13 protein-coding genes are annotated in these 14089 nt (G+C 65.5%); 2 read left to right on the plus strand and 11 right to left on the minus strand.

Annotation, left to right across the window (positions count from 1 at the left end; genetic code table 11):
* Window positions 1-5: 5 nt before the first annotated feature.
* From AC4PRM_RS02465 to AC4PRM_RS02475, 3 genes are read right to left on the minus strand one after another with little or no spacing between them, the layout of a single operon-like run.
* Window positions 6-443 (minus strand): hypothetical protein, encoded by a 438-nt coding sequence (locus AC4PRM_RS02465; protein ID WP_492038654.1) that lies wholly within the window; start codon window positions 441-443, stop codon window positions 6-8.
* 13 nt (window positions 444-456) lie between these two features.
* The gene (locus AC4PRM_RS02470; protein WP_492038655.1) at window positions 457-1857 is read right to left on the minus strand and encodes an MBOAT family O-acyltransferase; all 1401 of its coding nucleotides are present in this window, start codon (window positions 1855-1857) and stop codon (window positions 457-459) included.
* Between the two features lie 17 nt (window positions 1858-1874).
* The gene (locus AC4PRM_RS02475; protein WP_492038656.1) at window positions 1875-2792 is read right to left on the minus strand and encodes an SGNH/GDSL hydrolase family protein; all 918 of its coding nucleotides are present in this window, start codon (window positions 2790-2792) and stop codon (window positions 1875-1877) included.
* A gap of 199 nt (window positions 2793-2991) precedes the next feature.
* On the opposite strand from AC4PRM_RS02475, the gene AC4PRM_RS02480 reads away from it, so the two are divergent.
* Both AC4PRM_RS02480 and AC4PRM_RS02485 read left to right on the plus strand, forming a co-directional pair.
* On the plus strand, window positions 2992-3696 hold the full coding sequence (locus AC4PRM_RS02480; RefSeq protein WP_492038657.1) for a CoA transferase subunit A: 705 nt from the start codon (window positions 2992-2994) through the stop codon (window positions 3694-3696).
* Window positions 3696-4346 (plus strand): 3-oxoacid CoA-transferase subunit B, encoded by a 651-nt coding sequence (locus AC4PRM_RS02485; protein ID WP_373255930.1) that lies wholly within the window; start codon window positions 3696-3698, stop codon window positions 4344-4346. Before AC4PRM_RS02480 ends, AC4PRM_RS02485 begins: the two co-directional genes overlap by 1 nt.
* Window positions 4347-4352: 6 nt before the next feature.
* Here AC4PRM_RS02485 and AC4PRM_RS02490 read toward each other — a convergent pair whose 3' ends face one another.
* From AC4PRM_RS02490 to flgK, 8 genes are all read right to left on the minus strand, one after another.
* A complete protein-coding gene (locus tag AC4PRM_RS02490) occupies window positions 4353-4964 on the minus strand; it encodes an ABC-type transport auxiliary lipoprotein family protein (RefSeq protein WP_373255931.1) in 612 nt (203 codons plus the stop codon).
* Window positions 4961-5899 (minus strand): MlaD family protein, encoded by a 939-nt coding sequence (locus AC4PRM_RS02495; RefSeq protein ID WP_373255932.1) that lies wholly within the window; start codon window positions 5897-5899, stop codon window positions 4961-4963. Before AC4PRM_RS02495 ends, AC4PRM_RS02490 begins: the two co-directional genes overlap by 4 nt.
* Before the next feature lie 13 nt (window positions 5900-5912).
* Window positions 5913-6674: an ABC transporter ATP-binding protein gene (locus AC4PRM_RS02500; RefSeq protein WP_492038819.1), complete on the minus strand. Its 762-nt coding sequence runs from the start codon at window positions 6672-6674 to the stop codon at window positions 5913-5915.
* Between the two features lie 71 nt (window positions 6675-6745).
* Window positions 6746-7861, minus strand: a complete 1116-nt coding sequence (locus AC4PRM_RS02505; protein WP_492038658.1) for an MlaE family ABC transporter permease — start codon at window positions 7859-7861, stop codon at window positions 6746-6748.
* 114 nt (window positions 7862-7975) lie between these two features.
* The gene (locus AC4PRM_RS02510; protein ID WP_492038659.1) at window positions 7976-9424 is read right to left on the minus strand and encodes a UdgX family uracil-DNA binding protein; all 1449 of its coding nucleotides are present in this window, start codon (window positions 9422-9424) and stop codon (window positions 7976-7978) included.
* Window positions 9424-10665, minus strand: a complete 1242-nt coding sequence (locus AC4PRM_RS02515; protein WP_492038660.1) for a putative DNA modification/repair radical SAM protein — start codon at window positions 10663-10665, stop codon at window positions 9424-9426. The genes AC4PRM_RS02510 and AC4PRM_RS02515 overlap by 1 nt, the downstream gene beginning before the upstream one ends.
* Before the next feature lie 62 nt (window positions 10666-10727).
* On the minus strand, window positions 10728-11651 hold the full coding sequence (locus AC4PRM_RS02520) for a flagellin (RefSeq protein ID WP_492038661.1): 924 nt from the start codon (window positions 11649-11651) through the stop codon (window positions 10728-10730).
* Entirely contained in the window at window positions 11651-13750 is a 2100-nt protein-coding gene (flgK, locus tag AC4PRM_RS02525; RefSeq protein WP_492038662.1) for a flagellar hook-associated protein FlgK, read from the minus strand. Before flgK ends, AC4PRM_RS02520 begins: the two co-directional genes overlap by 1 nt.
* Window positions 13751-14089 lie beyond the last annotated feature (339 nt).

Below are 14089 nucleotides of genomic sequence, written 5' to 3' on the forward strand. Positions count from 1 at the left end.
GAGTATCACTTCGGAGGGCGCGGCTCGGCCGGTTCCTGGCCTGGGAACCGGGCGTCCTGCCAGCTGTGCCAGATGTCGCGCATCCCCTGGCGTGGCATGTCGGTGCCGACCTGGGCCAGTTGATCGACCCAGACCTCCGACACCCGCCCGACCGTCACGGACCACCAGCCCGGCGGCTGTTCGCGCGACCAGTTCAGCGGCGAGACCGCATTGAAGGTCAGCATGAAGGCCGCGACGACGAGAATTACGACGTCGGTCCAGCGTCGGTCGCTGGCAGCCACGGCCTCGGCATCCAGCGGCGGCTCGACGGGATAGAGGCTGCGTCCGAAGGCGCGCAGCCGCCCGCGGAAGGTGCGCAGGTCGTGAGCATCGGCATCCGGTATCCATTCGCTGACGGGATCGGACCGGGTGGGGGTCGGTGTGCGATCGGGTTCGTGGGTCATGACGCCTCCCGCCTCAGAACTGGAAATAGATGAAGGGGGCGACGCCGTCGGGCCGGGCCGCCTCCAGGATCAGGAAGGCGGCGGACAGCAGCAGACCAAACGTCAGGGCCGGAGCCTCCTTGAGCCGCACCGCCACGCCCTCGATGGCGCGCGGCGGCAGCCAGTGCATGGCCAGGCCGCCGACGACCAGCACCAGCAGCAGTGGCGTCAGGGCCATCACCGGACCCGGTCGGCCGAGGCCCTGAAGCATGGCCATGGCCATGCCGAAACTCTCGGCGCGGAACAGGATCCAGCCCAGGCAGACGATGTGGAAGGTAATCACCACACCGATGATCGTCGGCATGACCTTGCGATCGCCCAGCACAGATCGCGCCAGACGCTCGACCACCTGCACCAAGCCGTGCAGCGCGCCCCAGGCCAGGAAGGTCCAGGCCGCACCATGCCAGAGGCCGCCCAGCAGCATGGTGATGAAGACGTTGCGGCAGCTGGCCCACAGCCCCTTCTTGCCGCCGCCCAGCGGGATGTACAGATAGTCGCGAAGCCAGCTGGACAGGCTGATGTGCCAGCGCCGCCAGAAATCCTGCATCGAACTGGCCCGGTACGGCTGGTCGAAGTTGCGCGGGAAGGAATAGCCCAGCAGGGCCGCGATCCCGATGGCCATGTCCGAATAGGCTGAGAAGTCGCAATAGATCTGAACCGCATAGCCATAGACGGCAAAGGCGATGTCGACGCTGCTGTAGGCCGAGGGATCGAAGAAGACGGGATCCACCAGATTGACCGAAATTTCGGTGGCGATGATGGACTTCTTGAACAGGCCCCAGACGATCAGCAACAGGCCCCAGGTGGCGGCTTCGCGCGTCAGGCGCGGAGCTTTGTCGAACTGGGGCAGCAGGTCCGAGGCCCGCACGATCGGCCCGGCCACCAGATGCGGGAAGAAGCTCATCAACAGCATGACGTCCAGCAGGCTCTTGGCCGGCGGGGTCTTGCCGCGATGGACGTCCACGACATAGCTGATGCCCTGGAAGGTGAAGAAGCTGATCCCGACCGGCAGCAGGATCTGAAGGATCTGGATGTCGCGCCCCCAGCCCAGCGGGGCCAGCAAGTTGGCGAACTGCTCCACGAAGAAACCGTAGTATTTGAATGTCCCCAGGATCAGCAGATTGGCGGTGACGCCCAGAACCAGAAGCCATTTGCGCCGGTCGGGGGCCCGCCGCGCGATCATCGCCGCAATGCCCCAGTTCAGCACCGCCGACAGGATCAGCAGGGCGACGAACCGCTCGTCCCACTGGGCATAGAAGAACCAGCTGGCCAGCAAGAGGAATATCTTGCGGGACCGGTTCTCCGCCCCCAGCGCCCAGGTCGCGAAATAGACGATCAGGAAGAAGACCGCGAAGGCCAGGGTCGGGAACAGCATTCAGTCGGTCCCGGCGATCAGGCGGCAGGCTGGGCGGCGGCGGGTTGCGGCCGTGTCAGTCCCGCGTCGCGCACCAGTCGATCAACGATATTACCGCTGACGTGCATCACCCCCGCGAGCGACAGATGCATGCCGTCGTCCTTGCGCATCAGCACGCGGCGACCGTTCGCATCCTGGCCGTAGGCTTCGTAACCACCCTGGGCGTCGGCGGTCAGGGGCACCATGTCGATGAAGGTGACATTGGCGGCCTGCATGCGGCTGCGGACCAGATCGTTGATGATCTGCATCTTGGTGTTGAAGGCATCGCTGCGCATGCGCGGATTGCCGACCCAGTAGACGGCGATGTCACGGCTTTTCAGCAGGGCGATCAGGTCGTCGACCCGCTTGCCATAGATGGCCTTCCAGCCGTCGCTGCCGAACGGATGAACGGTGCCGTCGACCTCCATGCCTTGGCCGTCATTGGTGCCGAAGGCGATGATGGCGACGTCCAGATCGGCATTGGCCAGCTGTCCCTGGGTCTTGGCCTGAATGTCCACGAAGTCGTAGCGGGCCAGGCCGGTCGCGGGCTGGGTGAACTTGCTGACCGTCACGTTCGGATAGGCCTGCATGTCGCGGTACAGGCCGGTGTAAAGGTCTGACGCCATGGAGTCGCCAAACACGCCGATCTTCAGCGGGCCCTGCGCCAGGCGTTGGGACAGAGGCGTGACGGTGCGGGCATCGACAGCCGCCGTCGGCAAGGCCGGGCGGATGGTGTCAGCGGCCGGGGCAGGTGTGGGCGCATCGGGGGTCGCGGAAGCCTCCGCTGCCTGGCCCTGGCCGAGCATCAGCGTCGGATGTCGCAGCCATTCGCGACCGTCCGGGGTCAGGGCCAGACCCGCCACGACGCCGATCACGAAGATCAGGGTCAGGGCATTGATGACCTTGCGCACGCTCATTCCCACGGTTCCCAAAAAGCCAGATTGTCGCACCGACCTTTAGCCTTTTTCGCCGCCGTCTCCAGCCCCCCGACCCTGACAGAAGGTGTCAGTCGATTACGGTTCGGCGCGGATCGCGCCTTGCGCTTGCCCGCCCGCGCGGGGAAAGCTAGAGACGACTGAAGATCAGATATTCATCAAAAGATGAAAAGAGGAAGCGATGCGGAAGATTGTCTCCGATGCGCGGGCGGCGCTGGACGGCCTGACGTTCGACGGCATGACCGTCATGTCCGGCGGCTTCGGCCTGTGCGGCATTCCCGAGAACCTGATCGCGGGCCTGCGGAACAGTGGCGTCAAGGGGCTGACGGTCATCTCCAACAATGCGGGCGTCGACGGATTTGGCCTGGGCCAGCTGCTGGAAACCCGCCAGATCGCCAAGATGATCAGCTCCTATGTCGGAGAGAACAAGGAGTTCGAGCGCCAGTATCTGGCCGGTGAGCTGGAGCTGGAGTTCAACCCGCAGGGCACCTTGGCCGAGCGCATCCGCGCGGGCGGCGCGGGGATCCCCGCCTTCTTCACCGCCACTGGCGTCGGCACCCTGGTCGCCGAGGGCAAGGAAGTGCGCAACTTCGATGGCCGCGACTACGTCATGGAAACCGGCCTCGTCGCCGACCTGGCCATCGTCAAGGCGTGGAAGGCCGACGAGCGGGGCAATCTGGTGTTCCGCAAGACAGCCCGCAACTTCAACCCGATGATGGCCACCGCCGGCAAGGTGACACTGGTCGAGGTCGAGGAGATCGTGCCCGTCGGCTCGCTGGACCCGGACCATATCCACACACCTGGCGTCTACGTCGACCGTCTGTTCGTCGGCACGTTTGAGAAGCGCATCGAGCAGCGAACCATCCGTCAGAGGGAGGCCGTCTGATGCCCCGCACCCGCGAACAACTGGCCGAACGCGCCGCCAAGGAGCTGCAGGACGGCTTCTATGTGAACCTGGGCATCGGCATCCCGACCCTGGTGGCGAACTACATCCCCGCCGGAATGGAAGTGACCCTGCAGTCCGAGAACGGCATGCTGGGCATGGGGCCGTTTCCGTTTGCCGGAGAAGAGGACGCCGACCTGATCAACGCGGGCAAGCAGACGATCACGGAGATTCCCGAGAGCGCCTATTTCAGCAGCGCGGACAGCTTTGCCATGATCCGCGGCGGCCATATCAATCTGTCGATCCTGGGAGCCATGGAGGTCGCCGAGAACGGCGACATCGCCAACTGGATGATCCCGGGTAAGCTGGTGAAGGGCATGGGCGGTGCCATGGACCTGGTCGCAGGCGTCAAGCGGGTGGTGGTGGTCATGGATCACGCCAACAAGCACGGCCAGTCCAAGGTGCTGAAGGCCTGCACCCTGCCCCTGACCGGCACCGGCGTGGTCAGCCGCATCATCACCGACCTGGCGGTGTTCGACGTCAAGCCGGACGGCGCGGGCCTGGAGCTGATCGAACTGGCCGACGGGGTGACCCTGGACGACGTCGCGGCCAAGACCGAGGCGACCTATACGATCGCACCCGGCCTGGCCTGATCGGCGTCAGGCTGCGTTCGCTTCGGTCCAGGCCACGATCTGGGTGTTCAGATCGCGCGTGGCCAGGTCATAGGCCTCGACGATGGCCCCCACGCGGTTGGCGGCGGCGGGCTGTTCGACCGTGAAGATCCGCTCCACCTTCACCTGCCGCTCCGGCAGGGTCAGCAGGCGCACCCGGGCCGTGATGACGACCGTAGGCACAGCTTCCGGGGCGGGGTAGCGCGTCTCGAAGGCGCGGATATCGATATCCAGCGTCCGCGTGCTGCGCGCCAGTTCGCGAGGGCCGATCAGACGGACCTGTGTCGCTTGGCTGGCAAAGGCATTCTCCAGACTATCGGTCAGCAGGTCCGCAGCCGGAGATATCCAGCGGGCACCGCCGATGTAGGCGGTTTCCGTACCGGTAACGCCCAGCAGCCGGTCGCCCTCGGCCGCCTCGGGCATCTCCACCCTTCGCATCCCGACCAGAATGGGATCGGCCACCGGCGTCGCCGCCTGGCCCGAGACGCCACCGAAGCGATAGGTCTGGACAGGGTCCGGGCTAGACAACAGGGCGCAGGCCGACAGGGAGATGGCGGTCGCGCCAACGGCAGCGAGACGAAGCAGGTTGGATCGGATCACGGTTGAACCTCCAGTTCACGGGTCGGGGCACGGCCGATGAAGTCACGCGGGCTGGCGCGAACCTCATCAACGAGGCCCTCCAGCGAACGGGTGGCGTCTTCCAGGCCCTGGATCGACTGTTGCAGTTGCGGCAGGCCGGTGGCGGTGAAGTCGGTCAGCGGACCCTCCACACCCTCGGCCGTGCGGTTGATGGTGGCGATGGCACCGCGGGCCTCTTCGGCGGCGGAGTTGATGTTGGCGATGGCGGAACGACCGTCCGTCTCGACCAGACGACGCGCCTCGGCACCCAGGGCCTCATATTCGCCGATGGCCGAGTTGGCCTTGGCCAGAGCCTGTTCCAGCTGCTCGAACATGCCCTTGCGCGCTTCCAGTTCGGCGGTCAGGGATTCGACGTTCTTCAGGCTGGTCGAGAAGCTGCGCACGTTGTCGTCGGACAGCACGCGGTTGATCCGGTTCAGCGCATCGACAGTCTGGGCCAGCACTGTGCCAGAGCCGCTGAGCAACTCCGCGATCGGCGACGGCTGGCTCTGGATCACCGGAATGACGTTGTCCGGATACTGGCTCTTCAGGATGGCGCTGTTGGCGTCGCCGGCGGTGATCTGAATGTAGTTCAGGCCCGTGATGCCCTGCGGTTCCAGCTGGGCGCGCGAGGAGACGCGCACGGGCGTGGTGCCATCGACGCGGATACGCGCGATGACCTGATCGCCCTTGTTGGGGTCCAGGTTCAGGTCGGTGACCTCACCCACGCGGATACCGTTGAAGTGGACTTCACCGCCCTCGGACAGGCCGCGTACGGGGCCGTAGAAGACGATGTCATAGACGTCGTAGTCGTTGTTGAACTGAAGCCGGGCCAGCCAGATCGTGAACACCGCCAGGGCCGCCAGAAGGGCGACGGTGGCGATGCCGACGGCGGCGTAGTGTGCGTCTCTTTCCATGGGTCGGCTCTCCTCAGGCCGCTTTCGATCCGGAACCGGCGCGTCCGCGCGGCCCCAGGAAGTATTCCTTGATCCAGGCATGGTCCGAGCGTTCCAGCTCGCGGACCGGGGCCTTGGCAACGACGTGCTTGTCGGCCAGGACGGCCACCTGATCGGTGATGGCGTACAGGCTGTCCAGATCGTGGGTGATCATGAAGACGGTCAGGCCCAGATCATCCGACAGCTGGCGGATCAGATCGTCGAAGGCCGCGGCCCCGATAGGGTCCAGACCGGCCGTCGGCTCGTCCAGAAAAACCAGTTCAGGATCCAGCGCCAGGGCACGGGCCAGGCCGACACGCTTCTTCATGCCGCCAGACAGCTCGGCCGGCTTCTGATGATGCACCTCGGGCTTCAGGCCCACCATGGCGATCTTCATCTCGGCCAGTTCGCGGATCACGGCCTTGGACAGGTTGGTATGCTCCACCAGCGGCGAGGCGACGTTGTCCAGCACGCTGAGGGAGGAAAACAGGGCCCCCTGCTGAAACAGGATGCCGGTCCGGCGCTCGATGTCGGCGGCCTGGGCCTTGGTCATATCGGCCGTTTTATGCCCGAAGATCTTGATGGAGCCGGCCTCGGGCTCCTTCAGGCCGATGATGGTGTTCAGCAGCACCGTCTTGCCGGTACCCGAACCGCCGACCACGCCCAGAACCTCGCCCCGGACCACGTCCAGATCGAGGTTTTCATGAATGGGGGCCTGGTCGCCGAACTGGCTGACGAGACCACGCACCTCAATCAGGTTTTCCGGCCCCGTCTTAGCGGATTGGTCGCCGGCGGGCGTAACGACGGTGTCGTCCTTCACGGTATCCGTCACAGGTTCAGCTCCATGAAGATCATGGCGAAGACGGCATCCAGGAAGATGATGGCGAAAATGGCCTGGACCACGGCGGCGGTCACGCGGCGTCCCAGGCTTTCGACATCACCGGCCACGGCCATGCCCTGGCGACAGCCGATAGCAGCCACCACGATGGCGAAGATCGGGGCCTTGATCATGCCGACCATCAGGTGATTGCCCATCAAGGGATCCTGGGACATCTGCTGAATGAAGAAGATCGGGCCGTAACCCAGCACGCCCCAGGTCACGAGCAGACCACCGAACAGGCCCGTCACGATGCCGACGAAGGTCAGCAGCGGCATCATGATGACCATGGCCGCCAGTCGCGGAATGACCAGGGCCTGGAACGGATTGACGCCCATCACCTGCATGGCGTCGACCTCCTGCGTCATGCGCATGGAGCCGATCTCGGCGGCGAAGGACGAGGCCGAACGACCGGCCAGAAGGATGGCAGTGATCAGCACGGCCAGTTCACGCAGCACGGCTACGGCGACCAGCTGGACCGTAAAGACCCCTGCCCCCAGTTGCGACAGCAGGTTGGCCCCCAGCAGGGCGATGACGGCCCCGATGAAGAAGTTGGTCACCGCAATGATCGGCAGGGCGTCCAGACCGGCGCGCTCGCCCTGACTGAACCAGGCCGCCCAGCGGATCCGACCGGGATGTTTGAACGCCGTGCCGACCGCCACGATCAGACGGCCCAGGAAGGCCATGGACAGCATGGCCTCCATGGCGATGTCGTGGACGCCCAGGCCGATCTTGCTGAAGAACCGAACGACCGGCAGGGGGCGGCGCGGCGGCGGCGCACTCTCCCGTTCCAGCTTTTCGACCATGGCATAGGTGCGGCCCGCTTCAGGGCGCTCGGACCAGGCCTTTTCGGGCAGGACGCAGTTGGAGGCCTGAACGATCGCGAGGGCACCGGCGGTGTCGAAACGGCCCATATCCTTCAGGTCGACAGCGTCCACGCAGCGCTCGTGCAACTGCTCGTCGAGACGCCGCGACACGCGGCCAAGCTCGGTCGCCGTCCAGTCGCCGGTCAGCCGCAGGGTCAGGCCTGAGCCGCCATCGTCGATGTCAAAGTCCGCTGCGGCCATGTCGCTACTTAAATCGCCCCGTAGGCTTTGACCACGTTCCTTGAACGGCAAAGCTCATCAGCCGATGACAACGCTGCTGAACCGTATTCGTTCAGCCACAATCGACCATACGTTTCAAAGGGCTGTCCGGACGCGCGCCAGATCCTCGACGAAGCGCGCCCGCTCCGCCGCCCGCCCGGCCTCATCGGGAATCCGCAGCAGATAGGAAGGGTGGGCCGTGATCATCAGGGTCACGCCGTCGTCCAGCGCGATCGGCTGACCGCGCTCCTTGCCGATCGTGACCTTGCGGCCCAGCACACCCAGCGCCGCCGTCGCGCCCAGGGCCAAGATCAGGCGCGGCCTGACCAGCCGCCGCTCGCTGTCCAGCCACCAGCGACAGGCCGTGACCTCGCTGGCCACAGGCGTCTTGTGCAGGCGGCGCTTGCCGCGCGGCTCATGCTTGAAATGCTTGACGGCATTGGTGACGAAGGCCTGATCGCGGTCGATGCCGACTTCGTCCAGCGCACTGTTCAGCACCTGACCGGCGGGACCGACAAACGGCTGACCGGCCAGGTCCTCCTGATCGCCGGGTTGTTCACCGACGATCATCAGGGGCGCTGCGGTGGCGCCCACCCCGCACACGCCTTGCGTCGCATCGCGCCACAGCGGACAGCGGCGACAGCCCTGAACGGCGCGGTTCAGGTCGTCGAGCGATGTCGGCACATAGTCTTCGGCCACTTCGCCCTTGCGGACGATCGGCGACAGCGTCTGGGCCAGGCGCGGGTTTGGCATGGATGCGGGCGCGGCGACCATTCTGTCTTCCCGAACCGCAGCCTGGGCGATCAGTTCTGGAATCAAAGCCGCCTCCGGCAGGTTCTTCCAGTACCGTTTGGGCATCTCGCCCTGCATGGTGCCGGTCTTCAGACGCGCCGGATTGAAGGTCGAGGCATAGTAGGTCTTCCAGAACTCCTCGATCTCGTCCTCGGTCGGGGCCATGTCGCGCGTGGCGGGCGGCCCGAATGTCAGGGCTTGACCATCCCAGAAGGCACAGCCGTCAGGCGTCAGAATGGACCACCGCATGGTCGTGAACCGCCGCATGAAGAAGGGGGCGGTACGCTCCAGCACCCGATGGGCCGGCTCGAACCAGGCGACCCAGGCCTCGCCCTGCTCGTCCTGAACCTCGCGAAAGCGGACGAAGGCCTTCATCTTGTGGCTGGCCCGGCTGACATTCTTGGCGCGCTCGAAGGCGTCGGCGACATCGATGTCGGTGACCACTTTCATCAGATCCGGCTCGTCGCGCAGTCGCCAGAGCAAGCGATACAGCAGGTCAAACCGATCGGCAGAGCGATGCAGGATCACCGCCTGGGCCAGATCGACGAAGGCCTTTGGAACGGCGAACTCAGACACAGACCTGGTTGCCGGTGCGGTTGGCGACGGGCCAGCGTCGAACAGCCCGACCTGATCCTCACTGCCCGCCACCACAAACCGCGCCTGCGACGGCTCGACCCCCTCCAGCCGGAAGGCGCGCGCGGCCTTGCGCCAGCCGTCGAAGTCGATCTCGCTGGCCAGGGTCGCGACCCGCATCAGAACAGGCTCAGTTGCACCGGCTTCTCGACCGGGGTCAGGCGTGCCCGCAGATCGGCGGCATCGGTCAGGCCGCCCGGCGTCCAGTCCAGGGCCGTGATGAAGGGCCGGACCTTGTCGATGCCCCGGCACAGCCGCCCGATATCCTCCAGCCGCAGGGTGCGCCAGCGCCGGACCTGGACGATCCGGTTGACCGACTTCACGCCCAGGCCGGGCACCCGCAGCAGCATTTCGCGCGGGGCGGTATTCACATCGACCGGGAACTGCGCCCGACTGTTCAGGGCCCAGGCCAGCTTGGGATCGATCGCCAAATCGAGCATTCCGTCCACGGTCGCCTCGCCGATCTCGGGCGGCGAAAAGCCATAGAACCGCATCAGCCAGTCGGCCTGGTACAGCCGATGCTCACGCATCAGCGGCGGCTTGGTCAGGGGCAGGACGCTGGACGCATCCGGTATGGGCGAAAAGGCGGAATAGTAGACGCGGCGCAGGCCATAGCCGCCATAAAGCGACGCCGACCGGTCGATGATCTCCGTGTCCGGTGCCCCGTCCGCCCCGACGATCAGCTGGGTCGACTGGCCCGCGGGCGCGAACTTCGGCGGCTTTATGCGGTCCTTCTTCGACGGCTTCGCAGCTTCGACGCCCAGACGCACCTGGCTCATCGCCTTCTTGATGACGGCGACATCTTTCTGGGGTGCCAGCCGATGAAGGGCCTCGTCGCGCGGCAGTTCGATATTGGCCGACAGCCGGTCGGCATACAGTGCCGCCTCCTCGATCAGGCGGGGATCGGCCTCGGGGATCAGCTTCAGATGGATGTAGCCGCGAAAGCCGTGGTCGATCCGCAGCGTCTTGGCCACCAGGACCAGCTGTTCCATCGTATAGTCGCCGGAGCGGATGATGCCCGACGACAGGAACAGGCCTTCGATATAGTTCCGCTTGTAGAAGTTCAGGGTCAGGGACACGACCTCATCGACGTCGAACCGCGCCCGCTGCACATTCGAGGACGCCCGGTTGATGCAGTAGACGCAGTCGTAGATGCAGAAGTTGGTCAGCAGGATCTTGAGCAAGCTCACGCACCGACCGTCCGGCGTATAGGCGTGGCAAATACCCATGCCCTCGGTCGAGCCAATGCCCTTGCCGCCCATGGAGTCGCGCTTGCTGGTCCCCGACGAGGCGCAACTGGCATCATATTTGGCCGCATCAGCCAGGATCGACAGTTTCCGCTTGAGATCGAGCTGCGCCATTGTTCATGGTATGTTCCAATACTGCTGTGACGTCCAGCGTGGCCGTGGAACGAATTGTCGCGTCAGCTCAGATAGTTGAGCAGGGTCGACTGGCGCAGCTGGCTGATCACCTGGGCCGAGGCCTGGATGGCGACCTGCGAGAGCTGCAGATCGGTCACGGCCTTCAGCATGTCCGCGTCGGTGCGGTCTGCGACCAGACCATCCAGAGAGGCGATCTGATCCTTGTGGCTGGCGATCAGGGTGTCGACCTGATTGGCCTGGGCCCCGGTCATGGCGGTCTTTTCCGTCACGGCCTTGCCCGCCTGTTCCAGCAAGTTCAGCTGGCTGGTCAGAAAGGTCTTCTGCGGCTCCGTTAGCTTGCCGCTGAGCGGACCTTGCGGCCCCTCGTGAAAGGCCTGGATGTCGCTCAGGATGGCCAGGGTGTCGGTGCCCAGGTCACTGGCCAGAACACCGGTCTCCAGCGTGGTGCCCTCGGCCACGCGGCTGGCGGTCTTCAGGCTGTCGTTGCGGAACTGGGCGGCGAGCGGACCCGTGGTCAGGTCCGACATCGTTTCGGCGGCCAGCGGCTCCACATCCACCGATGAGCCGGCGAACAGATAGTTGCCCTGATGCTTGGTGTTCAGGCCGCCGCGCACCGACTGGAACAGGCCCTCCAGCTCGGTCATCAGGCCCACACTGGTGTCGGCCGCGATGGCATTGCCCAGGGCCGAGCGGATGCCTTCGGTACCTTCGCCGACGCGGTTCATCGCCAGATCCTGCGACGTCAGGCGCGCGGCGACCGAGTTGGACGTATCGAGAAACCCCTGCAATCGCGCCGACGAGCCCTTCAGCGCCGTCAGAGTCTCCGACTGGCGTCCGAAGCCGACCAGATCGGTGGCGTTCTTCTGGGTCGACACCCGTTCCTGGGCGTCGTTGGCCTTCATCTGGGTGTTCATCAGATTCAGCAGGGCCGACTGATAGTTTCCAAAGGTGGCAACGCGGTTCATCAGACCATCCCCAGCAGCGTGTCGTACATGTCCTTGGCGGCCTGGATCATGCGGGCCGAGGCGTTAAAGGCCTGCTGATAGGTGGTCATCAGCACCAGTTCCTCGTCCAGGTTGACGCCCTCCTGCGAAATCTGCCGGGCGCTGGCTTCATTGGCCAGGGCGTCGGCTGTCTGGGCCCGGGTCTTGGCAGCTGCGGCCTTGCCGCCGATATCGCCGGCCAGTTCGGACGCATAGCGCGACACCGACATCGACCCGCCCGCCGACTGGAAGGCACTGGTGCGCTGACCGGCGTCGGCCAGCAACAGGGCCCCGCGTCCGTCGCCACTGGTCAGGGCCGCCGAGCCTGCGGCCGCGCCCAGGTTCAGCTGGGCCAGCGCCAGATTGGCCGGGCTGGTGCGGATGTCGGAGCGGATGGTGAAGCTGTCGGCACGCGAGGCCCGCGTCCCCTCCCCGATCCCGAACAGGGCCGAGACCGAGACGCCCGACGGGACCTGGCTCGTCCGGTCGTCCAGGACGCTCATGCTTGGCGACGGATTGCCTGCGCCCGTGTAGCTCAGCGCCCCGTCAGGCCCCAGGCTGAAGCTGCCGTAGCGACCGACGCCCGTGATCGGATCGTTCAGGGCCGTGATCAGATCGCCGACGGTGCCGCCTGCGGGGACGGCCACCTCGATGTCGCGGATGCGCGCGCCCCGTTCGTCGGTGAAGCGGAAGCTCATGGTCTCGCCAGCGGTGAACCCGTGGGCCGAGGCGGCGGTCAGGCCGGTGTCATAGATGGCCGGGGTGTCAGTGGAGACCAGATCGTTCAGGCCGAAATAGTGTGAGAAACCCCGCCCCGCCTTGTTCGAGGCGGCACCCGCCGGATCGGCGATGGAGATGCCGCTGCCCGCCGGGGCCTGGATGCTCAGCTTGCCGTCGACGAAGCTGGCCGTCGCCCCGCCCAGCTGGCTGTTCAGCGTGGCCAGGAAGGTGGTCGGGTCCGCCGCCACGCCGTTGACCGTCATGGTCGCGCCCGAGAAGACGATGTCGGCGCGGCTCTGGATCACGCCCGAAGCATTCACCACCGCGATCGTCGTCTGGCCGGTGAAGCCGGTCAGCGCCGTCTCCAGCGACTGGCCGACATTGCGCCCGGTCAGTCGGTTGGGTGCCGGCACGGCGGTATTGGCATTGTGCGCGCGGTTCAGCTCGTCGGCGACATGGCTGACCAGTTCGGCCAGCCGGGCGGCGGCGGCGGGCGCATCGACGTCGCGCAGCTCGACCAGGCCCTTGATCTCGCCCGAGGTGATGCCGTCCAGCAGGGCCCGCTTCTGGCCGCTGGGTTCAGTCACATAGATTTCGTTGAAGGCGCTGGTGCTGGTGACCGTGCCCGTCGGATTATAGCTGATCTTGCCCACGCCCTGGCCGGCCAGCATGGCCCCGCCATTCGTGCGCACGGTGACCCCGCCGATCGGGCGCTGGGTGATCTGGACATCCATCAGCTTGGACAGTTCGCCCAGCAGAGCCGACTGGGCGCTCTGGGCACCGGAGGAATCGCCCTTGGTCGCCGAGGCACGGGCGATTTCCAGGTTCAGCCCCTCGATCTGCTCCAGCAGACTATTGGCCTTTTCCACCGCGCTGAGGATGCGAGCGTCGGCGTCCTGGCGGACCGCATCGATCTGTTTGCTGATCCGCCCGGCCTCGTCGAACAGGGCCTGGGTCTTGAACAAGGCGTCCTGGCGGCTGGGCGAGGACGTCGGGTTCTCACCGCTGGCCGCAAAGGCCGAGAACAGGCTGTCGATCTGGGAAAAGAAGCCGTTGTCGCCACCGGGGTCGCCGAACAGCGACTGGATCCGGTCGTATAGTTCATAGCGCACGGTCTGGCGGGCAGATTCAGCGCCTGCCTTCATGCTGGCCGCCTGCAGGAAGGTGTCGGTGGCCAGGCGTATGCGCGCGATCTCGACGCCCGAGCCGATGCCTGTGCCCGTCAGGGTCTTCTGATCGGCGATCTTGCGGACATAACCCGGCGTATTGACGTTGGAGACGTTGTCCGAGATCACCCGCAACTGGGTCTGGGCCGCCGACAGGCCACTGCTGGCCGTGTTCATGATGGCGTTCAGGGTCATGCGAACAGCCCTCCGTCACGGGCGGCACCCGGCAAAGCCTGCCATGCCACCTGCGCTTTTTGCCCGGCGGCGTACGCGGGCGATCCCGTCAAGTCACTGATATTACGCAAGATCGTGTTTCGCGCCTGGGTCATGGCTGATCAGGTGCGCAAGCTGCGGGCCAGACGGACAGGCGGCGTGAATCGCCCTGCCTACCGGGCAAATACCGTCACCACGCGGCAAGTTTGATCACAGCCAGCTGAGTCACGCCGACAGCAAGACGTGGATTTTGTTATTAAGAAACAGTGGCTTGGAGGGGCGAGCGAAGTTGGCCCGCGACTTGCGGCGGAGCTGCCGAAT

The organism is Brevundimonas sp. DW-iso22, from assembly GCF_058725425.1.